Raw genomic sequence first — 24,506 nt, forward strand, 5'->3', positions numbered from 1 at the left:
CGAACAGATGACCGCATAAAAAATACCAACCAGATTTCTCTGGTCGGCATTTGGTCTAACTTTTGGGTCTCACTACAGTCAGAATAACGACGGCTGGTCTTTTTGGTTTTATTTATTCTTATACAGATCAACAATTTCTTTCGCTAAATCTTTGAAAGTAATTGCATTCATTAAGTGATCTTGTGCGTGAACGAGTAGAAGGGATACTTCTGTTTTTTCGCCACGTGCTTCACCTTGTATAAGTTTTGTTTGAGAATGATGCGCTTCAAGTAGTGCTTGCTCGGCTTGGGCGATTTGTTCGTCTGCTTGAGCAAAATCGCCTTTTTTAGCGGAATCAATTGCTAACATAGCGTCACTTTTGGCATTACCACCGAACACGATCAAGCTCATAATTGTTTGTTCTAAATCCATCTGTACACACGTCCTTAAAGATTTGGTTTTTAAAAATTATTCTGCAGTAACGCCTTCAGCAGCAAGTGCTTCTTTTTCACGACGTAGCTCTTGGATTTGAGCAATTTTCGCGAATGGAAGGAAGATTAGAATAGATAATCCTAAGTTTACAGCTGCAAGTACGCCACCAGCGATACTTTGTGTTGCAAGTGCTCCACCGATAATTGGTGGTGTAGTCCAAGGAGTTACGATAGTACAAGCTGGTACCCAACCAATAGCTGTTGCAATATAAGCTACAGTTACAAGTACAAGTGGTGCCAAGATGTACGGAATGAACATAATTGGATTCAAGACGATTGGAAGACCAAACATCATTGGTTCGTTAATGTTGAAAAGACCTGGCGCTGCAGACAATTTAGAAACTGTCATGTACGCTTTATGTTTACGAGCTACGATAAAGATAGCAATGATTAAACCGATAGTCGCCCCAGTTCCGCCTAAGTTGACGAAAGAGTCAAAGAAAGGTTTGTTAACGATGTAAGGTAATTCTTTTCCTGCTTCTAATGCTTTTACGTTAGCTTCAATAGCTGGAATGTTAATTGTTTGCATGAATGGGTCGATAATGTTCGCACCGTGCAAACCGAAGAACCAAAGGAATGCAGAAATGAATGCCAATAGAAGTGCTGCTGGCAAGGAGTTCGCAAGACCCATGAACGGTTCCTGTACTAATTCGTAGAAAGAAATAACTAGGTTACTTACACCTGCTGCTTGGAAGAACGCAGTGATAAGACCAAAGATAGATACAGTAATCATTGCAGGGAATAAAGCTGCGAATGAACGAGATACTGCTGGTGGAACACCGTCAGGCATATTGATAATTAGTTTCGGGCTGCCACTCAAACGAGTGAAAATTTCTGTAGAAAGAATTGCGATAATTAAAGCTAAGAAAAGACCAGTTGATCCAAGGCCACCAGTATTTGGTACACCATCTGCACCAGGAGCGATTGCGCCAATAGTGAAGAAAGAAGCAACAGATACTACACCAGAGGATAGAGCATCTTTGTCATATGATTTAGCTAAGTTGTAAGCTACAGTGAAAGCGATGAGTAATGCTAAGATAGCAAAAGTACCGTTCCAAACGTTTTGACCGAATGCTTGCCAAGTTCCTTCACCAAATAAGTTATTCATGAATTTTTGGTATGCTGGAATTGGGAAGTTGTTAATTAATACGGCGAAAGACCCTAGAATCATTAGAGGCATAGTTGTGATGAAACCATCACGAATTGCGACTAAATGACGTTGCCCACCAATTTTGGCTGCATAGGGAATGAAGTATTTCTCCATAAAAGCGATAAAACCATTCATTTTTTTATTCTCCTTTTTTGAGGTAAAAGTAATAACGTCGGTTAAGATGAACACATAAATTCTAAATCTTGACGTTAATACTATTCCTCTTCATTTTTTTATAATTCTCAGCTAGTTAGCTGTAATTACCCTCTTTTTACTTCATTAAATCTAATGCTTGATCTAAAACTTTGTCGCCTTTCATCATTCCGTAGTCAACACTGTTAATAACAGCTAACGGAATACCTTTTGGCTCCAATTTTTTCTTCATGTTTCCTTCTAAGAAACGTACTTGAGGTCCAAGTAGTAAAACATCAATTTCGTCTAAATGGTTAGCTGCTTCTGCTTCGGCCACTGCAAAGATTTTTGCTTCTAAACCTCTCTCTTCTGCTGCTTTTTCCATTTTGGTAACTAATAAGCTGGTAGACATACCTGCTGAACATACTAGCATGATTGTTTTCATGATTAAATTCCTCCTTCAAATAATTCTTTTAACACTTAGTATATATGCAAGTACTGTGCCAACTTTAAATGGGGCTATAAAAGGGTTTTCATTTCGTAGATTGCTTACACATTGAATTTTAATGTGTGTAATTTCTACACACATTAATTTATTAACGGAATCTTTATGCGTGCGGTTAGAATCTTAACACTGTCTTTATACAAATGTTGTTAGGATTAAGGTTGAAAAGAGTACTTGGAGAGGGTGAACTAAAAATGGGTATTGTTCTAGTTATCGCTGGAATAATTGGTTTGGGTCTGTTGGTATATTTATTTTATGTGTTATTTCGAGGTGAAAATCTATGAAGTATATAGTAATGCAAGATGTGTTCTTCTTAGTTTTACTGCTAATTTTAGCGGTACCTCTTGGGATTTATATGTATAAAGTAATGATTGGTCAAAAGGTGTTTTTATCAAAAGTACTTGAACCAGTAGAACGTCTAGGCTATCGCTTGATGGGAGTTAATGGTGCAGGGATGTCTGCAAAACGTTATGCTCTTTCGGTTCTTGCTTTTAGTGCTATTGGATTTTTATTTATAATGGCCATTTTGATGTTGCAAGGATTTTTGCCGTTAAATCCTGAAGGTATGGATGGGCTTAGTTTTAGTTTGGCGTTTAATACGGCGGCGAGTTTTGTTTCTAATACGAACTGGCAAGCTTATTCTGGTGAAACGGCTTTATCCTATTTCTCTCAGTCTGTTGGTTTAACTGTACAAAATTTTGTTTCAGCAGCGACAGGGATTGCCGTTTTATTTGCAGTTATTCGCGGCTTTATATGGAAGAAAGAGAAAACGGTAGGTAATTTTTGGCAAGATTTATTTAGAGTAACGCTTTATATATTATTACCGCTATCGCTTATTTTAGCGCTTGTTTTAGTATCACAAGGTGTGGTTCAATCATTTGCTAGTTATTCTGTAGTAGAAACGCTTGAAAATGGTGCTAAACAATTAATTCCACTTGGACCAGCAGCAAGCCAAATTGCGATTAAACAGCTTGGAACAAACGGTGGTGGATTTTTTGGTGCGAATTCGGCATTTCCATTTGAAAATCCATCGAGCTTTACTAATTTATTGGAAATGCTTTCGATATTACTTATTCCAGTGGCGCTAATTGTGATGTTTGGTCGAGCTGTAAAAGATAGTAAACAAGGTAGAGCCATTATGTCGGCCATGCTGATTGTTTTTGTTCTCGGCTTACTAGCGATTACTGTTTCAGAACAATTTGCTGGTCCTAGTTATCAAGGTGTTGCCACTTCTGGAAACATGGAAGGGAAGGAAGTGCGATTTGGTGTTGGAAGTTCTGCATTATTTGCTGCTTCCACAACGGCTGCTTCTAATGGTTCCGTGAACGCGATGCATGATAGTTTGACTCCGCTCGGTGGTTTAGTTCCAATGTTCTTTATGCAGCTTGGAGAAGTCATTTTTGGTGGTGTTGGTAGTGGGCTGTATGGAATGATTGCTTTTATTATTTTGACAGTGTTTATAGCTGGATTATTAGTTGGTCGAACCCCAGAATATTTAGGAAAGAAAATTGAACCATCTGACATGAAAATGGTTTGTTTGCTTATTTTGGTTCCACCACTGTTAACTTTATTTGGCACAGCGGTAGCAGTGATGATGCCTAGTGTACAAGCTTCTGTTTCAGCTAGTGGGGCGCATGGATTCTCTGAAGTCCTCTATGCATTTACTTCCATGGGAAATAATAATGGTAGTGCTTTTGGCGGTTTTTCAGCAGACACGACATTTACAAATATAGTTGGTGCAATAATGATGCTTCTTAGCCGTTTTATTCCATTAATTGCGGCGCTTTATTTAGCTCAAAATATGGCAGGGAAAAGTCCGGTTGCAGCTAGCAGTGGGACATTGTCGACAAAAAATGGGATGTTTATTGGTCTTTTAATTGGTGTAGTTATGTTAGTTGGGGCGCTTAGTTTCTTGCCGGCACTTGCACTTGGACCAATTGCGGACTTTTTTACAACTTTCAAATGAGGTGAATAGAAATGATGGAAAAAGATATTTGGAAAGACGCACTAATTCAGTCGGCGAAAAAATTATCTCCAAAGTTGCAAGTGAAAAATCCCGTGATGTTACTTGTTTATGTAGGAGCTATTTTAGCAACGGCGCTTTATTTCCTTGGTTTTTTTGGGATTTCAGATGAAAAATCTGGTTATACATTAGCAATAGCATTAATTTTGTGGTTTACAGTTTTATTTGCGAATTTTGCAGAAGCGATTGCGGAAGGGCGTGGTCGGGCACAAGCGGATAGTCTGAAAATGGCGCGGAAAGCCGTATTGGCTCGGAAATTAAAGAAAATAGAAGATAAAACGGATGTTATCGAAATAGCTTCAAATGATTTAAAAAAAGGCGATATTGTATATGTGCTAGCGAATGAGCAAATACCAATGGATGGAGAAGTTATTGAAGGAGCAGCTTCGGTGGATGAAAGTGCGATAACTGGAGAATCTGCACCAGTAATTCGTGAGTCTGGTGGTGACCGGAGTGCTGTTACTGGTGGAACAACGCTAGTTTCAGATTGGTTAGTTATTCGAGTAACAGCTGTTTCAGGAGAAAGTTTCTTAGATAAAATGATTGCAATGGTAGAAGGAGCTTCACGGAAAAAGACACCAAATGAGATTGCCTTACAAATTTTACTGGTGACACTTTCCATTATTTTTCTAGCGGTTTCTGCCACTTTATTACCTTTTACAGATTTTTCAAGTAAGCAGGCAGGTTCAGGATCAGCAATTTCAATTACAAATGTGATAGCATTACTTGTTTGTTTAGCGCCAACTACAATTGGAGCATTACTTTCATCAATCGGAATTGCTGGTATGAGTCGTTTAAACCAAGCGAACGTCCTTGCGATGAGTGGTCGAGCTATTGAAGCAGCAGGTGATGTAGATGTCCTTTTATTAGATAAAACAGGAACTATTACACTTGGCAATCGAAAAGCCAGTGAGTTTTTGCCAGTCACAGATGTAACAGAACAAGAATTAGCAGATGCAGCCCAGCTTTCGTCCATTGCAGATGAAACGGCGGAAGGGCGAAGTATTGTTGTATTAGCGAAGGAACGATTTGATATTCGCGGACGAGATTTTGCTGAAATGCATGCAGAATTTGTTCCATTTACTGCTGCTACACGAATGAGCGGAATTGACTACCAAGAAAATACCATTCGAAAAGGTGCGGCGGATGCAGTACGTACTTATGTAACAGCAAATGGTGGAACGTATCCAAAAGAATGTGATGAAATTGTAAGCAAGATAGCTAGTGCGGGCGGGACTCCACTGGTTGTTGTTCGAAATAATAAAGTACTTGGCGTCATTTATTTAAAAGATATTGTAAAAAACGGTGTAAAAGAACGTTTTCTTGATTTGCGGAAAATGGGTATTAAAACAATTATGATTACAGGAGATAACCCAATGACTGCAGCCGCAATTGCAGCTGAAGCAGGGGTAGATGACTTTCTCGCAGAAGCAACTCCAGAAGCAAAATTAGAGCTAATTCGTAAATATCAACGTGAAGGTCATTTAGTTGCGATGACGGGTGATGGAACTAATGATGCGCCTGCTCTTGCACAAGCAGATGTGGCGGTTGCTATGAATACAGGAACGCAAGCAGCAAAAGAAGCTGGGAATATGGTGGATCTTGATTCTAGCCCAACAAAGTTAATTGATATCGTCCGAATCGGTAAACAACTTTTAATGACTAGGGGAGCGCTGACTACGTTTAGTGTTGCCAACGATTTAGCAAAATATTTCGCGATAATACCAGTCCTTTTTTACGGGATATTCCCAGAACTTGATGCACTTAATCTTATGAATTTAACGAGTCCAACTAGTGCGATTTTATCCGCGATTATATATAATGCGGTAATAATTATCGTTTTAATTCCATTATCTTTAAAAGGAGTAAAATATCGAGAAATGCCTGCTGGGAAATTGCTTAGCCGAAATATGTTAATTTATGGGCTGGGTGGTTTGATTGCACCTTTTATTGCGATTAAATTAATAGATATGTTATTAACTGTTTTAGGAATTGTATAGTAGGAGGGGAGAAAGTATGAAAAGATTTATGCAAATTTGGAAGCCTGCAGTTGTTGCTTTTTTACTTTTGACATTGGTGTGTGGCGTCATTTATCCAGGTGTTGTAACGATTATTGCAGGTGCGGCTTTCCATGATAAAGCAAATGGCAGTATAATAGAAGAGAAGTTAGCGAATGGTCAAACAGCGAAATATGGTTCTAAGGAAATTGGTCAAACATTTTCGCAGCCGGAATACTTGATTGGACGGGCGCCGAATGATGGAGCAGCAACAAACCAAAATCCAACCGGTGAGGAACAAAAGAAATTAGTAGAGCAGCGAATTGCTTGGTGGCATAAACTCGATCCAACTAACAATCGTGTTATTCCAATGGATCTTGTAACAGCTTCTGGAAGTGGTGTAGATCCAGATATTTCTAAAGAAGCAGCTGCCTACCAAGTGGACCGGATTTCCAGAGTTCGCGGTATTTCAACTAAAAAAGTAAAAGAAATAATTGATGAACATACGAGTGAACGATTATTAGGGTTTTGGGGTGAGCCGACTGTCAATGTACTACAAGTTAATTTAGCATTAGACGGTTTGAAAATGTAATTAGTTGGAGGTGAAAAATATGGAGACAAATCGTCCAAGTCCGGATGCGCTCCTGGTGAATTTACAAGAAGAAACAGATTCTTCCACTGGGAAATTAAAAATATATTTTGGGTTTGCGGCAGGTGTTGGGAAGACTTATGCGATGCTAAATGACGCAAAAGATCAGCTTCTTGCGGGTGTGGATGTAGTAGCTGGTTATATTGAGCCGCATGCGAGAGAAGAAACAATTAAAATGTTAGAAGGAATCCCAGTAATTCCGCCAAAAACGGTTAACCATAAAAATATTGCGCTAAAAGAATTTGATTTGGACGAGGCGTTGAAACGAAAGCCAGAACTAATTTTGGTGGATGAACTTGCGCACACTAATGCAGAAGGAGTGCGCAATAAAAAACGTTTTCAAGATGTGGAAGAGCTTCTCCAAGCAGGTATTGATGTATATACTACTGTGAACGTACAGCACATCGAAAGCTTAAATGATATTGTGGAAGGCATTACCAAAGTTGCAGTCCGTGAAACCATTCCAGATTATGTTTTTGATGAGTCTGATCGTGTAAAATTAATTGATATTGAACCAGATGAACTTTTAAAACGGTTGGAACAAGGTAAAATTTATCAACCAGAACGAGCCCTAACTGCAATGCAAAATTTTTTCACAAGAGAAAATTTAAAATTACTACGTGAAATCGCGATGCGGAAAGCGGCTGACCGAATTAGCCATGAGTATAATCAAACGGGAATTTATCCAGAAAAACGAGCAAGTACTAAATGGTTAGTTTGTATTGGAACGTCTCCTTCTTCTGCTAAACTTATTCGCTGGACTGCTCGGACTGCCGAAGCTTTTAGAGCACCATGGACAGCGTTATATATCGAAAACGAAGAAAACGATTATATGTCAAAAGAAGAGAAAAAGTGTCTCCGTGAAACAATGGAATTGGCTGAACGACTTGGGGCTGAGATTGTTACGCTTGCAGGTCATGATATTGCGGAAACCGTGGCTGAATACGCACGTCTGGCTGGTGTAACGAATATTGTAGTTGGTAAATCGCGACGTCGTATGGGGCTGCGCTCTTTGTTTGAAGATGATTTTGAAGACCAACTTATTACACATCTTGATAACGTAGATATGCACATTATTCCTTCTAGCAATCCACAAACAAAAAAACGACGAATGAAAATACGCTTTAAAAATTTTCTTTCCTGGCATGATATGGCAAAAATGGTTTTACTACTCAGTCTAGCAACAGCGATATGTATTGGACTAAGTGAATTTGGCATCGGGGATCAGAATGTTATTATGGTATATATTTTATCTGTATTAGTTATTTCCCGAGTGACAAGTGGTTATGTATACGGTGTGCTAGGCTCAATTATTGGTGTGATGCTATTTAATTTCTTTTTCACATCACCGCTTTATACTTTTAATACAATTCAAGCTGGTTATCCAGTAACATTCGGCATTATGCTGATAGTTGCATTAATTACAAGTGCTTTAACAGTGCGAATAAAAACGCAAGCAAGTTTGGCGGCAGAACGAGAACGTCGAACGGAAGTACTGTATGAAATCAATAAGCGCCTTTTGGTAACACGAAATCTAAAGGGAATTATTGATTTAACTAATGAATATATTTTGCATTTATTTAATCGATCAGTTATTTTTTATTCAACGGATCCAGCTAAAAGTAAGAAAGGGATTTTTGTCCAAGCAGAAGGCAAGGAAGATGCGAGCAAACTCTTAAATTCAGATGAAGAAGCAGTTGCCCACTGGGTTTTTAAAAATAAAAAAAGAGCAGGAGCAGGAACAGATACACTTATGGGAGCATTTGGCTATTATATGCCTGTAATGTCGCAAGGAAAGGTACTTGGAGTGATTGGTATTTCTTGTTCAGCAGAAGATGGAGCACCCACACAAGACAACCGAATTTTCTTACGGATGATTAGTTCTCAAGTAGCTCTTGCTCTAGAACGGCAATATTTATCGGAAGAACAACGCCAAATCATTATTGAATCTGCCAAAGAAAAAATGAGAAGTAATTTGCTTCGAGCGATTTCTCATGACTTACGAACACCATTAACTGGAATAATAGGTGCTAGTTCAGCGCTACTTGCTAAAGAGGCAGACTTAGACAAGGAAACCCAACAAAATTTAATCAGAGGCATTAAAGATGATGCTGGTTGGTTAATTAGAATGGTTGAAAATTTACTTTCCGTTACTCGAATTAGTGAAGGTTTGGTGAGTTTAAAACGAGAGCCAGAAGCTGTAGAAGAAATTATCGGTGAAGCGGTTGGGAGAATTAAAAAACGTTTTTCTAATCGGATAATCCATGTAAAAGTACCTAATGAATTGCTAATGGTACCTATGGATGGCACACTGATTGAGCAAGTTTTAATTAACTTAATGGAAAATGCCCTACGACATGCAGGAGATAAAGCGGAAGTTTGGGTAGATGTAGTGAAAACAAGAGAAACAGCGATTTTTAGCGTGCGAGATAATGGTGTAGGTATAGATGCCAATCGTTTACCGGAATTGTTTGATACATTTGCAGTCGAAGCTCGTGAACGTTCGGACATGTCACGCGGGCTAGGACTTGGCTTATCAATTTGTATGTCAATTATTCGAGCGCATGAAGGCACACTAGAAGCTAAAAATAATAAACTCGGTGGTGGAGCGACATTCTGGTTTACTTTACCACTGACGGAGGAGAGGAAAAATGAACAGTAAGCGACTTGTGTTGATTGTTGAGGATGAAGAAGGCATTAGCAATTTTATCTCTGCTGTATTGACTGCTAGTGACTATGCGGTGATTAAAGCAGTCAATGGAAAAGAAGCGCTTGAACAGACAGCGAGCCATTCACCAGATGTTATTTTATTAGACCTTGGTTTACCTGATATGGAGGGATTAGATGTACTTCGAGCTATTCGTGTTTGGTCTAGAGTTCCGATTATTGTAGTGTCTGCTCGTGATCATGAACGGGAAAAAGTGGCGGCGCTAGACCTTGGTGCGGACGATTATATTACTAAACCATTTGGCACATCTGAACTATTGGCGCGAATTCGAACTGCACTTAGACATATTCAATCTAGTAATAAAGAATCGCTAAACGACCATATAATTCGCATTCAAAACCTTTCTATTGATGATAGTCGCCGTCTTGTTAAAATGGATGACACGGAGATCCACTTTACGCCGATTGAATATAAAATCCTACTACTCTTAGCGCGTCATGCAGGAAAAGTACTTACTCATGACTTTATAATTCGGGAAATTTGGGGACCTTATTCAAGTGAAAATCAAGCACTGCGAGTGAATATGAGTAATATCCGTCGTAAAATCGAAAAAAACCCAGCCGAACCAGCCTATATTTTGACAGAAGTGGGGGTTGGTTACCGGATGGCAGAAGAATAATATGGTATGATAAAAGAAAACGCAAGGAGGAGAAATATGCATAAAACAATCCGTAGCGTAGACGTTTATTATGAAAAATATGGTGAGGGCATTCCAATAATTATGATTCATGGTTTTTCGCCTGATTCACAATTGATGATTGGTTGCATGGAGCCTGTATTTGATGAGAAAAGTCCTTTTTCACGGATTTACTTAGACTTACCAGGAATGGGAAAAACCGAGAATTACGACTCTATTCAAAACGCAGATGAGGTACTTTCACTTTTGTTGGAGTTTATTGAAGCCGTGATTCCAGGGGAGTCATTTTTACTTGCTGGAGAATCTTATGGTGGTTATTTGTCCCGTGGAATTGCTGCCAAAATGCCGGATAGAATACTTGGCGTCTTGCTTATTTGTCCGGTTATTTATCCAGAAAAGGAAAAAAGAACTATTCCAGAACAAAAAGTGATGTATCAGGACACGCCATTTGTTCAGTCGCTATCTAAGGAGGATCAGGCATACTTCTCAAAAAGTGGGGTTATTTTAACTGCTAGAAATTGGAATCGTTTTTTAGCAGAAGTAATGGCTGGAATGATTAACGCCGACGGGGAATTTTTAGACCAGTTGGCAGCAAATTATTCGCTGAGCTTTGATCCAGATGCAAATATTTCCCTTGATGTGCCGGCGTTATTCTTCTTTGGGCGGCAAGATGATCATGTTGGATATGCGGATGGGCTTTCTTTGCTTGAAAAATATCCACATGCTTCTTTCGCAATTCTTGATTTTGCTGGACATAATTTACAAATTGAACAACCAGAAATTTTTACAACGATGGTGCGCGAATTTTTATTTCGGGTAAAGCCTGAATAGCTATCCTTTATGTCCACCAACCATTTCTGAACGTTTTATTCCAGTTGCGCTCGCCAACAGACTACTTGCGTGCATAAGCGATTTAAAACCGTAACGTGCGCGAATTTTATCAACCGTTACTTCTAACTGCTCTTGGTTTAGTGTCAGCGTAGCATCTTCAAATAAATTAAGCTGTAGACCGGTTTTTAAAGATATTTTGCCACATGAAATGGTAATGGAACGCACTGGTTCATGTTCATCGTAACGCTGGAACAGTTGTAGGAAATAAGGAATAAGCGCGTGACTACTATTAGTAGGAGGGATTTTAGCTTGATGGCTAAATCCTTTTTTTATACTGTATTTACTATAGCCAATGCTCAAATGAATGACAGAAGTATCAACATGATTTTGTCGCAAACGCATCGCCACTTCGCTTACCATTTCACGAATAATAATTTCTACTTCTGCGGAAACATGATAGTCTTTTTCGAGAATTTGGCTTTTTCCATAACTTGTGTTTGCTGGGACGTATTTTTCATTTAAAAAACTATAGTCAATTCCGTGAGCGTGATAGTAAAGCTGTTCTCCTATAATTCCCATCTTGTTTTTTAAGATGGTTGGTGGAGTTTGGCTAAGCTGATACATAGTGAAAATCCCCATTTTTTGAAGACGTAAGGCGGTGCGGTGTCCAATTCCACAAACATCTTCTAAATGCCTTATTTTCCAAATAGTTTCTGGAACATCTTCATAGCGCCACTCAGCTATTCCGTCCGCTCGATCTTTTGCAACATTATCGAGTGCGAGCTTGGCGAGGAGCGGGTTGTCGCCAATGCCAATCGTAACATAAAGACGCAATTCTTCTAAAATATCTCGTTGGATTTTATAGACAATTTCTTGTGTTGTACCAAATAGTGCATGAGACCCAGTTACATCTAGAAAAGCTTCATCAATTGAATAAGGTAGGAAATATTCTTTAGGAACATAGCGTAAAAAGATAGCTTGAATCATGGCATTTACTTTTAAATATAGCTTCATACGTGGTGGTGCAATAATGATTTCCTTGTCCCAAGTAGGCAGTTCATACATCCTAGAGCCAGTTTTTATTCGGTGTATTTTTTTCATCATCGGACTGGCAGCTAGGACTAAACCGCCTGCTCGGTCCGCATTACTCATCACTACTAATTTTGCTTTTAAAGGGTTTAGTCCACGCTTAACGCATTCTACACTGGCAAAAAAGGACTTCACATCAACACATAAAATATCTTTTCTTGGTGCATGAGAGTAATCTTCTACCTGTACCATTTGTCAATTGTCCGTTCTTCTACATGTAAAATATTTGAAAAGGGGATAGCGATAACTTCTGAAGCTGATTGGATAAAAACAGTGCCATCATCCACTCCGGCAACTCGGCCGACAATATCTGGCTCTGGAAAAGCATCTGCATCTAGTGGTTTCTGCTGGATAACTAGCATAGATTGATGAGAAATCGCATTACTTAGCACGTGTTCAATACAATCAGGTGTCATTGGTTCCCGCCATTTTAATAGAGATTGTGCTTGTTGTTGTTCCATTTGCTCACTATGTTCACTTAAGAAAAATCCTTGCCATTTTTTAATTCCTCTATCTTTGTAGGTCATAAAAATCACAACCTTTCAATCGAGATTATTTCTGAATCTCTTACAATAATCCCAGAAACTAGAACTGTTTTTAGTGCTATATTAAATAAATAGCATTTGCCCGAAACATGATGTTCATAACCACCAGCATATGTGGTAAATCGTAGAGAATAATCATTATCTATGGAGTCGTGTATTAATGTTAAATATTCCTCCCAGCGCTCATTTGTAATAATAGGCTGGTTGACCCTCTCATAATACTTTTTCCCAATTAACATCGTTTCCATGGCTATACCTCCAAAAAATAATAAGAACATATGTTTGTGTATATTATACAAACATATGTTCTTATTGGCAATGTGTCTTTTTTATCATTTTTTTATAGCAAAAGATAAATTATTCCTATATTTAAACAAACCAATTATCATATATCATACCGCTAAAGGCGAAAAAATTTGTAAGAATATGAGCAATAGTCGTATATCTAATGTTTTTCGTTTTAAATGCAATAAATCCCCACAAAACACCCATAAAAGCTGCACCCATAACTAAAGTCAATATACCGCCATGCCAAATCATTCCTTTTGCTAGGGCAATCGCAATATGCCAAAGGGAAAAGAGTATGGTGGGAAAGATATATGCCCAGCCTATTTTATCAAAGAACTGGGAATATAAGCCTCTCCAAAATAATTCTTCTATGCTACCATTTATAAGCGCATACAAAGCGGCAATGAAGAATGTCATCAAAGGCGCAACCCCAATAATTGGAATAAATACGATAAATCCTGTTGCTATAACTGGTAAAAATGCAAGTAGATTATAGATTAGGTTGCATTTTTTATTATTAAGATTGTTTGTGGTATAAAACTGTTGAATGTTAAATCCGCTTTTTTTGACAACATAAGCGATACAAGGTATACAGAATACCAGCCAATACACCAAGTTTAGGGCAATATAACCAATCGTCGTTCCAAATGTCCCCGTCAAAAATAAAACTATCGGAATCATTAATATAACAATTGCGATTGGCGTGATTATCAATGCTTTTTGATATTTATACAATCAAATTCACCATCCGATTTTTAGAATCTGTTAAATGTGATTTTTTTCTGTTACAACGCTCGTAATCTCGCAATTAAGCTCATTATAAAGAATTAGTATTTAAAGAAAAAGAGAAAACGAAATTCCGTTTTCTCTCGCAATATATTAATTATTTATGTCGTTTTCATAAATGCTGTGGAATGTCATAAAGTAGCATTTACTTGATCTCTTAGTATAAGTCGTGACTATCTTCATACGCAGTAATCTGTCCAATTCGATTAGCGTGTCTGCCACCTTCGTATGCTGTTTCTAACCAAATTTTGATAATATCCTCTGCAAGGCCAGGTCCGATAACTCTAGCTCCAAGTGCGATTACATTGGTATCATTATGTTCACGTGTTGCATGGGCACTAAAAGTATCTCCAACAAGAGCGCAACGAATGCCTTTCACTTTATTGGCAGCGATACTCATACCAATTCCTGTACCACAAACTAAAATGCCACGATCCACTTCCTTATTAATGACTTTTTCGCTGACAGTAATTGCTAACTCAGGATAGTCAACTGATTCAGGCGTTTCTGGACCAAACTCTTCATAACTAATTCCAACACTTTCAAGGTAAGAAATAATACTTTTACGTAACTCAATTCCGCCATGGTCTGAAGCAATGGCAACGGTACTAACTGTCATTTTTTCTCCTCCTGCCGTATATTCAATACCTTTATTATACATGAATTAGAGTTTTTCGACAGCTTTTCTTTTGCGCCATGGTTTTGCATGAACAATAATAACATCACAAGGTGCGTGAGCTGCTGTATATTCAGAAACACTACCAAGAATAAATTGTTCTGTAGAGGAGAGGCCAGTAGCACCAACTAAAATTAAATCTGGTTCAAAATTACGGGTAATCTTTTTATTCAAAGTACTTTTTGGCGTTCCAAAGTGAACAAAAATTTCTACATGCGGAACACCAGCTTTTTCAGCCTCTTTCTTGTACATTTCCACCAATTCTTCCCCATATGCCTTCGCTTTTTTGGCATAGGTTTGTTCGTAATCAATCAATGGTGCAATGCGACGTACATCAGCAACAAAGCCAATACCAAGTGTGGCTCCGTCCATTTTTGCGAATTGAACCGCCCGTCTTAGAGCAGCTTCAGACTCGTTCGATCCATCAACACCAACAAGAATGCGTTTGTAAGTAGTCATTTTGTATCACCCTCTCAAAAGTTTTCCCCTTAGTATTTAATACCCACAATTAAAAGAAAGAAGCATGCTTAAAGAGAAAAAATTGTGGTATTATGATAAAAAAGAGAGGGATTCTTGATGGCAAAGCTAACAATGTTTCGACCTATTGTAGCTACACCAATGCGTGCTGGCTATAAAGAATACTTACCGAGCGTTCCACTTACTAACTATATTTGTTGTTTTTGGGAAGCAGAAGAAAGTAATTTCCCGGGAAATAATTTAGTTATCCCCGATTTGTGTGCAAACATTATTTTTACAATTAATAATAAAACAGGAAATGTAATAGATGCCACTTTTGTTGGTGTAAGTAACACCGCTTTTGAATCTATTGAAGAAAATAGTTCAGATTTAACATTAAAATGTGCTGCTGGAAAAACAGAATAGCTATTATTCCAGGATATTATATGAATAAACGCATTTGGATTTCAGTCTTATTAGAAAAGGAACAGGATAAAGAACTTATTCGTGCGCTAATCAAGCATGCCTATACAGAAGCAAGCTAAATATAAGCAAGCTAAATTAGAAACTTTTTGACTAGTAATAGTGGGAAAGGTTTCTATTTCTGTTATAATAAAAAAGCATTGTGAAATTAACCACAAAAGGAGATGAGAATATGGATATAAATATATTTATCCTATACTTCTTCATTTATTCTGTGCTTGGCTGGGCCTGGGAAGAAGTTTTTTGTTCGATTTCAGAAAAGAAATTAGTGTACCGCGGTTTTCTTTATGGACCGTATTGCCCGATTTACGGATTTGGAGTAACAGCAGTTTTAATGCTGATTTTACCATTTCAAAATAATATATGGGCCTTATTTATTTTTTCGATGATTATTTGTACAGTTATTGAGTACATAACAGCTACCGTTTTAGAGGCGCTTTTTCACACAACTTGGTGGGATTACCATAATTGGCCATTAAATGTAAAAGGGCGGATTTGTTTACCAATTTCGATTTTTTGGGGAATCGCGTGTATTATAGTTGTTCGATTCTTGCATCCACTTATCACCGAATTTGCTGATTGGGTTTTGAGCTGGGGTGGCTGGATTATTCCAGCACTTATCGTTGTTATTATGTTATTCGATACAATTAAATCCGTAACAAGCATGCTATCTTTCCAAAAAGCACTTGCCGAGTTTAATGAAAAACTAACTGCACAAGCAAACGAACTAAAGGGAAGTGTAAAAGAACGGGCAAAAGAATTTGAAGAAGGTCTTTTGAAAAAGCAAGAAAATGTCGATATGAAAATTGCTGAAATAGAGGCAAAACGAAAGAAAGATATAGAACTTGCTGATAGTATGCGAAAACTTAAATTTAATGAACGAAGGATGTTAAAATCTTTCCCAAAGATGAAAGTAAAACATGGAGTATTATTTAATAATTTTAACAAAAGTTTACTAAGAGTAGATAAACAAAAAAGAAAATAATAATCAAGTATGGTGCAAATGGCATTTTTTGTCATTTGCACCATATTTTTGTGGACTTTTTTACAAAACATATAGAAGGCAGCAAGTATTTTTTGTATGATAAAGAAGAAAGTGCCCTCGCAAAACTTCGCAACTTCATTCTCATTTTTGTTTCAAATCAGATTTTATCTCTGAAGGAAAAATATCCCTCATCCCTTACACGACAAGTAATAAAGGTAATAAGTAAACATTTTTAAATCAGAAAGTTGTTAAAAACATCACAAGTAAAGCCCAATGATGTACATTCTTTTCGCAAGTTATTGGGATGAAAGCGTGTACATTTTTAACGAAAATAGATTTATAATTAAAACGAACAGGAGGGAACTCACATGTATTTGGATGAGAGAAGTAATTCACTTTTAAAAGAGCTATTACGACATCCTGACATATCGAGTACAAACTTACAAACGAAATTCAGTTTAACTCGAAGACAAGTCGACTATAGTTTTCAAAAAATCAATAATTGGCTAGAAGAACAGACCTATCCAAAAATTCATCGCGCTGCAAATGGTCGATTTATTGTAGAGCCTGACCTGTTTCAAATTATTGGTGAGGAAGATGGCGAAAAAACGGATTGGTACATTCCATCAGAGAAAGAACGTGCCAGTCTTATCATTCTCATGCTAACAACAGGAAGTGAAGAACTATCTCTTAATCACTTTATCAGCGAGTTGGAGGTGAGCAAGAATACCGTATTACGAGATTTGAAGCTGGTACAAAAAACGCTTGATAAATTTAATCTAGAAGTGAAATATTCACGAATGCGTGGTTATTTGATTGATGGAGACGAGTGGAATCAGCGAACTGCACTCATTTATGCGGCAGAACACATTATAGAGAGTTTTGGTGGAGAAGAGTATTTACAAGATTTTATGCAAGTGGAGGAAGCTAGAATAAAAGAGCTTCGCGAAAAATTGGAGCAAGTAGAACATCACTTAAATTTGCATTTTATTGACAATAAAATGCAAATATTGCCTTATATTCTGGAAGCTGTTTTTCGGCGAATGAAGAAAGGGCAAACGATTACGACATCTTTCCTGATTGACTACAATGAATTGTCAGATACTCGAGAATACGGAGCAGCAGAGATTTTTATTGAAGAAGAGCCGAATATGCCAGAAGCAGAGCGAATGTACATCACATTGCAACTATTAACATCCAATGTGTTACCAAAGCAATATCTGAAATCAGAAGAAACACATAAATTAAGGCTGGCGCTGGAACAAGTTCTAAGCGAATTTGAAAAGAAGGCTTGTATTCAACTAGTAGACAAAGAATCATTACTTGAAAAATTATTTGCACATATTAAACCTGCGTATTATCGAATTAAGTATCATCTTACAACTGATTACAGTATTTTAGACAAGATTGATCAAGAATTCCAAGCCGTGCATTACATCGTGAAAGAGTCGCTTGTACCTTTAGAACGTTTTATTGGTAGTAAAGTTCCAGAAAATGAAAGTATTTTTATTACCCTTTTCATTGGAGGGCATTTAATCGAATCTACTGAAAAGCTACAAACAAGATTAAAAGCAGTAGTAGTTTGTCCGAATGGATTATCAATTTCGAGATTAATGGAGAAAACATTACGCAGTCTTTTTCCAGAAATATTTTTCTACCAAGCGATGTCGATTCGGGAATTTGAACAAACTAAAGTAGGGTATGACATTGTATTTTCTGCCGTGCCGCTTTCAACGGATAAGAAATTTTTCCTAATTAACCAGTTAATGGATGGAAAAGAACGTTTGGAGCTAAGACGCCGTGTGATGCGGTCGGTTTATTTAGTAGATGAGATGAATATTAGCGTTGATCAATTAATGAAAACTATTTCAAAATTCGCTGATATTAAAGATGCAACTCGTCTTGAAAAAGTGTTAGCAGAATATTTAATGCCAATACCAGAAGAAAATGCAACCAAACATTCAGGTAACAGTTCTCTTGTAGATTTACTTGAAGTAACACACATTACACGTAAGAAATCGGTAGAAAACTGGCATGAAGCAATTTATCATGCGGCTTTACCGTTACTCTCAGCAGGAGTAATAGAAAAGACTTATGTGGAAGAAATGAAACGGCAATACCCAGCGCCGACTATGAACATCATTCTCCGTAATGCCATAGCTATCCCTCATGCTGAAACGGAAAAAGGAGTGAACAGTCTTGGAATGAGCATGCTTTATCTAGAAGAAGGCTTGCCGGTAGAAGGTGGTAAAAACTTACATTTTATCGTCGTCATTGCAGCTGTTGATAAAAATGCTCACTTTACAGCCTTGCTACAATTGATGGAATTATCGGAAAACAAGAAAGAACTTAAAAAGCTCGCCAATGCTGGGAACACAAAAGAAATGCATCAAATAATAAAAAACTTCACGGACTTGGAAACAAAAAAGACAATGTAGAGAAGTCAGAAAGAATTACAGGAGGATTTCGTAATGGATTTAGTACAATTTTTGAAAAAAGGAATGGTTTGGGTTCAATCGGATATCAAGAAACAAGAGGACCTATTCCAAATGGTTGCAGAAAGTGGGAAGTCAGAAGGATATGTGACTGATGACTTTTTAACAAGACTTGCAGACCGCGAACAAACCTTTCCAACGGGGCTAAAATTAGATGGATACGGCGTGGCATTACCGCATACGGATCCAGAATGCGTTACGGAACAATTTATCGCCGTAATCACTGTGAAAGATGGCATTCCATTTAAATTAATGGAAGATGCTGGACAAACGGTTGAAGCGAATTTAATTTTCGTATTGGGACTAAATGAACCTCACAGCCAGCTCGCGGTACTTCAGCAATTGATGGGGACGATTCAAGATAAAGACAATGTAGCCGCATTACTTAGAGCGAAAGATGAAGCAGAAATAAAACAAATTTTGGAAACGATTGCCGTTTAAAAAACAGAAAAATTAGCCGCGAAAAGTCGCAGCAATTAATTAGGAGGAATTTATCATGGGACAATTTAAAATTTTGGTAGCTTGTGGAGCAGGGATTGCAACATCAACAGTAGTAACGGATCGGGTAGAACGTTTGGTGAAAGAACATAATGTCGATGCAGAAGTAAAACAAATCAAAATTTCTGAAGCAGCATCTATGCAAGACGGAGCAGATTTAATCGTATCAACGACTATTTTACCAACTACTTACAAAATCCCAGCTATTATTGCAACTTCCTATATCACTGGTATGGGTATGGAAGAACTTGACGAAGAAATACTTGCGCACCTTAAATAAAGGGAGAGCAAGGGAGTTTAGGAATAAAACGTAAACAGAGAAAAAGGAGGAAATATTAAATGGATACACTTCTAGCAGGAGTACAGTATGTGTTGAATTTGGGACCTACCGTTATTTTGCCTATTATGATTTTCTTTATTGCATTAATTTTCCGAGTACCAGCAAAAAAAGCGCTTCGTTCCGCGATTACGATTGGTATTGGGTTTGTAGGTATTAACCTTGTTATTAGTTTACTATCTAGCAACTTAGGTCCAGCAGCGCAACAAATGGTTGAACGCTTTGGACTAAACTTAACCATTATTGATGCAGGTTGGCCGGCAGCAGCAGCGGCTTCATGGGCTTCTCCGGTTGCGGCAATTTTAATTCCAATCTGTTTAGCAGTCAACTTAGCACTTATCTTCTTTAAAGTAACAAAAACGTTAGACATTGATATTTGGAACTACTGGCACTTTATCGCAGCAGGCGCAACTGGTTATATTGTAACTGGTGGTAACTGGTGGTTTGCAATTCTCTGTGCCATTATTTATGAAGTAGCAGTTCTTTGGATGGCTGATAGAACACAACCAATGGTAGAAGAATTTTACGGCTTAAAAGGGATTTCGTTACCAACAGGTTCCACAGCCGCATTTGGTTTCATTGGTATTCCAGTTGGTTGGCTAATCGCGAAAATCCCTGGAATCAAAAACATTCACGTCGATCCAGAAACTATTCAAAAACGTTTTGGTATTTTCGGGGAACCGATGATGATGGGACTTATTCTAGGTATTGCAATTGGTATCCTTGCTGGCTATGATGTTGGCGCAGTTGCACAATTAGGTATGTCTATGGGTGCGGTAATGTTCTTAATGCCTCGAATGGTTAAAATTCTAATGGAAGGCTTAATCCCAATTTCAGAATCTGCTCGTGAATTTATGAAATCTCGTTTCAAAGGTCGCGAACTATATATTGGTCTGGATGCAGCTCTTTCAATCGGTCACCCAGCGAATATTTCTACTGGTTTAATCCTTGTTCCAATCACTCTTTTCTTGGCTGTTATCATTCCAGGTAACAAAGTACTTCCATTTGGTGACTTGGCGACTATTCCGTTTTATGTATCGTTCGTTGTAGCATCTCGTAAAGGGAACATTCTTCATTCCGTTTTAGCTGGAACAGTAGTTATTGCACTTGCGCTTCTTATGGCAACGGACTTTGGTCTTGTGCATACGGAAATGATGAAAGGCGTTTACGAATTCCCTAAAGGAGCAACCCAAGTTAGTACACTTGATATGGGTGGTAACTTCTTTAACTGGGTTATTCTTAAATTCTCTCAAGCTTGGGCAGCTATTTTCTAAGTTTTGTCTTAATGATATAGAAGAGGTGATAGAAACATGCGAGCAGCTGTGTTATACGAGAATAATGTAATAAAAGCAGAACAAATTGATGAAGCGATTTGCGGGAAAGATCAAGTACGTGTAGAGGTAAAAGCCGTTGGAATATGCGGATCAGACATTCATAAAATGCAAACGCGCTGGAAATACCCGCTGCCGGCTGTTATGGGACACGAATTTGCCGGCGTGATTACTGAAATTGGTAGTGAAGTGAAAAATATTGCTATCGGTGACCGTGTAGCCGGAATTCCACTAGAGCCTTGTATGGAATGTAACTACTGTAAAGCGGGAGACTTCTCGCTTTGTGATAACTACAGAATGGTGGGATCGCATTTTCATGGTGGTTTTGCTGAAAATGTTGTAATGAAAGCTGATAACGTCATTTCCATTGGCGACCTTGATTTTGAAGAAGGAGCAATGATTGAACCGCTTGCTGTATCCATGCATGGGGTACTTGGAATTGAGCCGAGACTTGGTGATACAGTCATTGTATTTGGAATTGGAACGATTGGAATCTTGGTTGTACAATGTTTACTTCTTGCAGGGGTGAAGGACATTATCGCAGTGGATATTAGTGATAAAAAATTAGCTGATGCACGTGATTTTGGTTGTAAATATACAATTAATCCAAAAAACGAAGACCTGAAAGAACGCGTTTTAGCTTATACGAATGGTCTAGGTGCTGACATTGCGCTAGAATGTGCCGGTTCGAAAATTACCCAAGAGCAATGCCTCCTTGTAACCAAGAAAAAAGGCAAAGTCGGTTTTCTCGGAATAGCTTACGCAGATGTGCTTTTACACGAAGAAGCCTTTGAAAATATTTTTAGACGTGAATTAACACTGAAAGGTTTTTGGAACTCTTACTCGGCACCATTTCCGGGTGAAGAATGGCGTACTTCGATTGAATTTGTCAAACAAGGTCGAATTAAACTAAAACCATTGATTTCACATCGTTATAAATTAGAAGAAACGAAAGATGCTTTTGAGATGATTCTTTCCAGAGAACATGATTATAACAAAGTGATGATATTGCCTCAGAAAGGTGACGATTAATTTGAAAGCAGTAGTAAAAACAAACCCCGGCTATGATCAAATGGAGCTAAAAGATGTGGAAGAACCACAAACTAATGGTGACAAAGTAAAAATCAAAGTAGCATTTACTGGTATTTGCGGTTCAGATATCCATACATTTAAAGGGGAATATAAAAATCCAACGACACCAGTAACACTCGGACATGAATTTTCCGGCGTTGTTGTAGAAGTTGGACCAGATGTAATTAGTATCAAAGTGGGAGACCGTGTCACAAGTGAAACAACTTTTGAAACTTGCGGGGAATGTATTTATTGTAAAGAACATGATTACAATTTATGCAGTAATCGTCGCGGTATTGGTACACAAGCAAATGGTAGTTTTGCAGAATTTGTTTTATCGCGTGAGGAAAGTTGTCACGTGTTAGACGAGCGAATTTCACTGGAAGCAGCTGCACTGACAGAACCGCTTGCATGTTGTGTTCATTCGGCGCTAGAAAAAACAACTATCCGTCCTGATGATACAGTACTTATTTTCGGACCAGGACCAATCGGCTTATTACTTGCTCAAGTTGTAAAAGCGCAGGGAGCTACGGTGATTATGGCAGGAATTACCAAAGATAGTGACCGTTTACGTTTAGCAAAAGAACTAGGCATGGACCGGATTGTCGATACCTTAAAAGAAGACTTGACTGAAGTGGTGCTTGGTATGACAGATGGTTACGGGGCTGAACGCGTATTTGATTGTTCCGGTGCAGTACCAGCCGTAAATCAAGGATTAGCTCTAACAAAGAAAAAAGGCGATTTTGTTCAAGTAGGACTTTTTGCTGAAAAGAAAAATGCGATTGATGAAGAGTCCATTATTCAACGTGAAATTGCTTATATTGGCAGCCGCTCACAAAAACCTTCTTCATGGATTTTAGCGCTAGATTTACTTGCAAATGGCAAAATCAATACGGACAAAATGATTACAAAAGTATATGGACTGGATGACTGGCGTGAAGCTTTCGAAGCAGTTATGGCAGGAAATGAAATAAAAGTATTAGTGAAATCTTAATAATGGAGGATGAACTGTATGAATAAACATCAAAAAAAGGATAACCGTGCAAACGAATCCAAAGCTTCACGGGCTCAGATGTTTTACAGTAGTCATCCTTTGAAATGAGCCGAGAGCATATTCGCGTATGTTCTCGGTTCCATTTCATTATAAGGTGTTAAAAGAAAAAAATCTATTAATGAAGGTGAAATTAAATGAAATTAACAATTGGTTGTGACCACGGTGGACGTAGACTAAAAGATGCCATTGTGAAACATTTACACGAAAAGAATATCGAAGTAGTTGATATTGGCACATATACAGATGATAGCGTTGATTTTCCTTCCTATGCGGAAGAAGTTGCTAACCAAGTCGTTAGCGGGCAATCCGAGCTTGGAATTTTATGTTGTGGAACAGGAATTGGCATGAGTATCGCTGCAAATAAAATCGACGGCATTCGTGCAGCAGTTGTTTCAGATACTTTTTCAGCGCGTGCTACTCGTGAGCATAATAATAGTAACATTCTTTGTTTAGGGGAGCGTGTTATTGGCGAAGGTTTGGCGCTTTTGATTGTTGATACATGGCTCGAGGCAACGTTTGCTGGAGACCGTCATCAACGCCGCTTAAATAAAATTATAGAACTTGAAAGAAAGTGAGGATGAAAATGAGAAAAATAGCCGCTTCAATTATGTGTGCAGATCCATTGCATTTAGGCGATGAACTTACACGTCTTGAGTCAGCGGGCGTGGAACTACTACACTGTGATGTGATGGACGGTGTATACGTGAATAATCTTGCACTTGGTCCAGAATATTTGGAAATAGTGCGAAATAACACAGAAATTCCGTTAGACATACATTTGGCTACAATTACCCCACTTAAATATATTGATATGTTTGGCCCAGTGAAGCCAGAATACATTTCTTTTCACGTAGAAGTGGCGGACGATGTAACAGAAGTGATTAGGAAAATCCGATCTTATAATATCAAACCTTCCATTGCAATTAATCCAGAAACACCCATCGAAGCAATTTATCCTTATTTAAATGATGTGGAAATGGTGTTGATGATGACGGTAAATCCCGGCTTTGCAGGACAAAAGTTTCAAACAGATGTGCTTCAAAAATTGCGAGACTTAAAAGCAAAATTAGCCGGAAAAGTCCACGTGCCACTAATCGAAGTAGATGGTAACATTAATAAAGAAACCATCGCACTAATGCATGATGCGTTACCAGATGTGTACGTCCTAGGAACCTCAGCATTATTTCACGACCGAGATAAAACAAGTTACTCAGAAAGATTGGTACACATTTGGTCTGACGTAAAAAAATATGTGTAAATAAGCACAAAGAATTTAAGGGAGATGACCAT

The 24,506-nt window shown here is 38.0% G+C and carries 24 protein-coding genes and 3 pseudogenes; 18 read left to right on the forward strand and 9 right to left on the reverse strand.

The annotated features are described in order from the left end of the window. Positions 1-108: 108 nt before the first annotated feature. The 3 genes from HCJ50_RS14765 to HCJ50_RS14775 all read right to left on the reverse strand — a co-directional run bounded on the left by HCJ50_RS14765 (position 109) and on the right by HCJ50_RS14775 (position 2,197). Complete coding sequence (locus tag HCJ50_RS14765) at positions 109-411, reverse strand: PTS lactose/cellobiose transporter subunit IIA (protein ID WP_003722042.1); 303 nt, start codon at positions 409-411, stop codon at positions 109-111. Positions 412-447: 36 nt separating this feature from the next. Next, complete coding sequence (locus HCJ50_RS14770) at positions 448-1,755, reverse strand: PTS sugar transporter subunit IIC (protein ID WP_185348644.1); 1,308 nt, start codon at positions 1,753-1,755, stop codon at positions 448-450. Positions 1,756-1,891: 136 nt separating this feature from the next. Continuing rightward, positions 1,892-2,197 (reverse strand): PTS sugar transporter subunit IIB, encoded by a 306-nt coding sequence (locus HCJ50_RS14775; RefSeq protein WP_185348643.1) that lies wholly within the window; start codon positions 2,195-2,197, stop codon positions 1,892-1,894. Between the two features lie 254 nt (positions 2,198-2,451). On the opposite strand from HCJ50_RS14775, the gene HCJ50_RS14780 reads away from it, so the two are divergent. The 7 genes and pseudogenes from HCJ50_RS14780 to HCJ50_RS14810 all read left to right on the forward strand — a co-directional run bounded on the left by HCJ50_RS14780 (position 2,452) and on the right by HCJ50_RS14810 (position 11,122). Further along, positions 2,452-2,541 carry a potassium-transporting ATPase subunit F gene (locus HCJ50_RS14780; protein WP_185348641.1) on the forward strand — a complete coding sequence of 30 codons (90 nt, stop codon included), beginning with the start codon at positions 2,452-2,454 and terminating at the stop codon, positions 2,539-2,541. Then, complete coding sequence (gene kdpA, locus HCJ50_RS14785; RefSeq protein WP_185348639.1) at positions 2,538-4,223, forward strand: potassium-transporting ATPase subunit KdpA; 1,686 nt, start codon at positions 2,538-2,540, stop codon at positions 4,221-4,223. Before HCJ50_RS14780 ends, kdpA begins: the two co-directional genes overlap by 4 nt. An 11-nt stretch (positions 4,224-4,234) precedes the next feature. Further along, positions 4,235-6,280 carry a potassium-transporting ATPase subunit KdpB gene (gene kdpB / locus HCJ50_RS14790; protein ID WP_185348637.1) on the forward strand — a complete coding sequence of 682 codons (2,046 nt, stop codon included), beginning with the start codon at positions 4,235-4,237 and terminating at the stop codon, positions 6,278-6,280. A gap of 16 nt (positions 6,281-6,296) precedes the next feature. Continuing rightward, a complete protein-coding gene (locus HCJ50_RS14795; RefSeq protein ID WP_185348636.1) occupies positions 6,297-6,869 on the forward strand; it encodes a potassium-transporting ATPase subunit C in 573 nt (190 codons plus the stop codon). 19 nt (positions 6,870-6,888) lie between these two features. Continuing rightward, positions 6,889-9,581: pseudogene (locus tag HCJ50_RS14800) on the forward strand (DUF4118 domain-containing protein). Next, positions 9,578-10,273 (forward strand): response regulator, encoded by a 696-nt coding sequence (locus tag HCJ50_RS14805; RefSeq protein ID WP_185348634.1) that lies wholly within the window; start codon positions 9,578-9,580, stop codon positions 10,271-10,273. The pseudogene HCJ50_RS14800 and the gene HCJ50_RS14805 overlap by 4 nt, the downstream one beginning before the upstream one ends. A gap of 36 nt (positions 10,274-10,309) precedes the next feature. Further along, complete coding sequence (locus tag HCJ50_RS14810) at positions 10,310-11,122, forward strand: alpha/beta fold hydrolase (protein WP_185348633.1); 813 nt, start codon at positions 10,310-10,312, stop codon at positions 11,120-11,122. Here the strand turns inward: HCJ50_RS14810 and HCJ50_RS14815 are convergent, their stop codons facing one another. The 6 genes from HCJ50_RS14815 to HCJ50_RS14840 form a co-directional block, all read right to left on the reverse strand. Next, positions 11,123-12,403 (reverse strand): Y-family DNA polymerase, encoded by a 1,281-nt coding sequence (locus HCJ50_RS14815; RefSeq protein ID WP_185348632.1) that lies wholly within the window; start codon positions 12,401-12,403, stop codon positions 11,123-11,125. Beyond that, the gene (locus HCJ50_RS15930) at positions 12,391-12,738 is read right to left on the reverse strand and encodes a hypothetical protein (RefSeq protein WP_260443070.1); all 348 of its coding nucleotides are present in this window, start codon (positions 12,736-12,738) and stop codon (positions 12,391-12,393) included. Before HCJ50_RS15930 ends, HCJ50_RS14815 begins: the two co-directional genes overlap by 13 nt. Before the next feature lie 5 nt (positions 12,739-12,743). Further along, positions 12,744-13,004: a YolD-like family protein gene (locus HCJ50_RS14825; RefSeq protein ID WP_260443069.1), complete on the reverse strand. Its 261-nt coding sequence runs from the start codon at positions 13,002-13,004 to the stop codon at positions 12,744-12,746. 121 nt (positions 13,005-13,125) lie between these two features. Continuing rightward, positions 13,126-13,779: a CPBP family intramembrane glutamic endopeptidase gene (locus HCJ50_RS14830; RefSeq protein WP_185348631.1), complete on the reverse strand. Its 654-nt coding sequence runs from the start codon at positions 13,777-13,779 to the stop codon at positions 13,126-13,128. A gap of 208 nt (positions 13,780-13,987) precedes the next feature. Beyond that, positions 13,988-14,449 (reverse strand): ribose 5-phosphate isomerase B, encoded by a 462-nt coding sequence (gene rpiB, locus HCJ50_RS14835; protein ID WP_185348630.1) that lies wholly within the window; start codon positions 14,447-14,449, stop codon positions 13,988-13,990. Positions 14,450-14,494: 45 nt separating this feature from the next. Next, complete coding sequence (locus HCJ50_RS14840) at positions 14,495-14,965, reverse strand: universal stress protein (RefSeq protein ID WP_185348628.1); 471 nt, start codon at positions 14,963-14,965, stop codon at positions 14,495-14,497. Between the two features lie 117 nt (positions 14,966-15,082). On the opposite strand from HCJ50_RS14840, the pseudogene HCJ50_RS15935 reads away from it, so the two are divergent. The 11 genes and pseudogenes from HCJ50_RS15935 to HCJ50_RS14895 form a co-directional block, all read left to right on the forward strand. Next, positions 15,083-15,355 (forward strand): annotated as a pseudogene (locus HCJ50_RS15935) (DUF6597 domain-containing transcriptional factor); the annotation flags it as partial. A gap of 32 nt (positions 15,356-15,387) precedes the next feature. Continuing rightward, positions 15,388-15,507: pseudogene (locus HCJ50_RS16125) on the forward strand (MmcQ/YjbR family DNA-binding protein); the annotation flags it as partial. A 110-nt stretch (positions 15,508-15,617) separates the two neighbouring features. Then, positions 15,618-16,430, forward strand: a complete 813-nt coding sequence (locus tag HCJ50_RS14855; RefSeq protein ID WP_185348626.1) for a putative ABC transporter permease — start codon at positions 15,618-15,620, stop codon at positions 16,428-16,430. A gap of 368 nt (positions 16,431-16,798) precedes the next feature. Continuing rightward, a complete protein-coding gene (locus HCJ50_RS14860) occupies positions 16,799-18,868 on the forward strand; it encodes a BglG family transcription antiterminator (protein ID WP_185348624.1) in 2,070 nt (689 codons plus the stop codon). 33 nt (positions 18,869-18,901) lie between these two features. After that, positions 18,902-19,366: a PTS sugar transporter subunit IIA gene (locus HCJ50_RS14865; RefSeq protein ID WP_185348622.1), complete on the forward strand. Its 465-nt coding sequence runs from the start codon at positions 18,902-18,904 to the stop codon at positions 19,364-19,366. A gap of 55 nt (positions 19,367-19,421) precedes the next feature. Then, positions 19,422-19,703 carry a PTS sugar transporter subunit IIB gene (locus tag HCJ50_RS14870; protein WP_003749772.1) on the forward strand — a complete coding sequence of 94 codons (282 nt, stop codon included), beginning with the start codon at positions 19,422-19,424 and terminating at the stop codon, positions 19,701-19,703. Between the two features lie 59 nt (positions 19,704-19,762). Continuing rightward, a complete protein-coding gene (locus HCJ50_RS14875; protein WP_185348620.1) occupies positions 19,763-21,034 on the forward strand; it encodes a PTS galactitol transporter subunit IIC in 1,272 nt (423 codons plus the stop codon). Between the two features lie 36 nt (positions 21,035-21,070). Continuing rightward, on the forward strand, positions 21,071-22,123 hold the full coding sequence (locus tag HCJ50_RS14880) for a galactitol-1-phosphate 5-dehydrogenase (RefSeq protein WP_185348618.1): 1,053 nt from the start codon (positions 21,071-21,073) through the stop codon (positions 22,121-22,123). Between the two features lies 1 nt (position 22,124). Further along, positions 22,125-23,156, forward strand: a complete 1,032-nt coding sequence (locus HCJ50_RS14885) for a zinc-binding dehydrogenase (protein WP_185348616.1) — start codon at positions 22,125-22,127, stop codon at positions 23,154-23,156. Between the two features lie 194 nt (positions 23,157-23,350). Continuing rightward, on the forward strand, positions 23,351-23,791 hold the full coding sequence (gene rpiB / locus HCJ50_RS14890) for a ribose 5-phosphate isomerase B (protein ID WP_185348614.1): 441 nt from the start codon (positions 23,351-23,353) through the stop codon (positions 23,789-23,791). Between the two features lie 8 nt (positions 23,792-23,799). Further along, positions 23,800-24,474, forward strand: coding sequence for a ribulose-phosphate 3-epimerase (locus HCJ50_RS14895; RefSeq protein WP_185348612.1), 675 nt, complete (start codon positions 23,800-23,802; stop codon positions 24,472-24,474). The last annotated feature ends 32 nt before the right edge of the window (positions 24,475-24,506 follow it).

The sequence above is a fragment of the Listeria immobilis genome (assembly GCF_014322765.1).
In the GTDB taxonomy this organism is placed as follows: domain Bacteria; phylum Bacillota; class Bacilli; order Lactobacillales; family Listeriaceae; genus Listeria; species Listeria immobilis.

What these genes read in the sequence shown, in the direction of transcription:
- HCJ50_RS14765 (WP_003722042.1), bottom strand. Translation starts at nt 411, where the DNA reads ATGGATTTAGAACAAACAATTATGAGCTTGATCGTGTTCGGTGGTAAT.
- HCJ50_RS14770 (WP_185348644.1), bottom strand. Translation starts at nt 1,755, where the DNA reads ATGAATGGTTTTATCGCTTTTATGGAGAAATACTTCATTCCCTATGCA.
- HCJ50_RS14775 (WP_185348643.1), bottom strand. Translation starts at nt 2,197, where the DNA reads ATGAAAACAATCATGCTAGTATGTTCAGCAGGTATGTCTACCAGCTTA.
- HCJ50_RS14780 (WP_185348641.1), top strand. Translation starts at nt 2,452, where the DNA reads ATGGGTATTGTTCTAGTTATCGCTGGAATAATTGGTTTGGGTCTGTTG.
- kdpA (WP_185348639.1), top strand. Translation starts at nt 2,538, where the DNA reads ATGAAGTATATAGTAATGCAAGATGTGTTCTTCTTAGTTTTACTGCTA.
- kdpB (WP_185348637.1), top strand. Translation starts at nt 4,235, where the DNA reads ATGATGGAAAAAGATATTTGGAAAGACGCACTAATTCAGTCGGCGAAA.
- HCJ50_RS14795 (WP_185348636.1), top strand. Translation starts at nt 6,297, where the DNA reads ATGAAAAGATTTATGCAAATTTGGAAGCCTGCAGTTGTTGCTTTTTTA.
- HCJ50_RS14805 (WP_185348634.1), top strand. Translation starts at nt 9,578, where the DNA reads ATGAACAGTAAGCGACTTGTGTTGATTGTTGAGGATGAAGAAGGCATT.
- HCJ50_RS14810 (WP_185348633.1), top strand. Translation starts at nt 10,310, where the DNA reads ATGCATAAAACAATCCGTAGCGTAGACGTTTATTATGAAAAATATGGT.
- HCJ50_RS14815 (WP_185348632.1), bottom strand. Translation starts at nt 12,403, where the DNA reads ATGGTACAGGTAGAAGATTACTCTCATGCACCAAGAAAAGATATTTTA.
- HCJ50_RS15930 (WP_260443070.1), bottom strand. Translation starts at nt 12,738, where the DNA reads ATGACCTACAAAGATAGAGGAATTAAAAAATGGCAAGGATTTTTCTTA.
- HCJ50_RS14825 (WP_260443069.1), bottom strand. Translation starts at nt 13,004, where the DNA reads ATGGAAACGATGTTAATTGGGAAAAAGTATTATGAGAGGGTCAACCAG.
- rpiB (WP_185348630.1), bottom strand. Translation starts at nt 14,449, where the DNA reads ATGACAGTTAGTACCGTTGCCATTGCTTCAGACCATGGCGGAATTGAG.
- HCJ50_RS14840 (WP_185348628.1), bottom strand. Translation starts at nt 14,965, where the DNA reads ATGACTACTTACAAACGCATTCTTGTTGGTGTTGATGGATCGAACGAG.
- HCJ50_RS14855 (WP_185348626.1), top strand. Translation starts at nt 15,618, where the DNA reads ATGGATATAAATATATTTATCCTATACTTCTTCATTTATTCTGTGCTT.
- HCJ50_RS14860 (WP_185348624.1), top strand. Translation starts at nt 16,799, where the DNA reads ATGTATTTGGATGAGAGAAGTAATTCACTTTTAAAAGAGCTATTACGA.
- HCJ50_RS14865 (WP_185348622.1), top strand. Translation starts at nt 18,902, where the DNA reads ATGGATTTAGTACAATTTTTGAAAAAAGGAATGGTTTGGGTTCAATCG.
- HCJ50_RS14870 (WP_003749772.1), top strand. Translation starts at nt 19,422, where the DNA reads ATGGGACAATTTAAAATTTTGGTAGCTTGTGGAGCAGGGATTGCAACA.
- HCJ50_RS14875 (WP_185348620.1), top strand. Translation starts at nt 19,763, where the DNA reads ATGGATACACTTCTAGCAGGAGTACAGTATGTGTTGAATTTGGGACCT.
- HCJ50_RS14880 (WP_185348618.1), top strand. Translation starts at nt 21,071, where the DNA reads ATGCGAGCAGCTGTGTTATACGAGAATAATGTAATAAAAGCAGAACAA.
- rpiB (WP_185348614.1), top strand. Translation starts at nt 23,351, where the DNA reads ATGAAATTAACAATTGGTTGTGACCACGGTGGACGTAGACTAAAAGAT.
- HCJ50_RS14895 (WP_185348612.1), top strand. Translation starts at nt 23,800, where the DNA reads ATGAGAAAAATAGCCGCTTCAATTATGTGTGCAGATCCATTGCATTTA.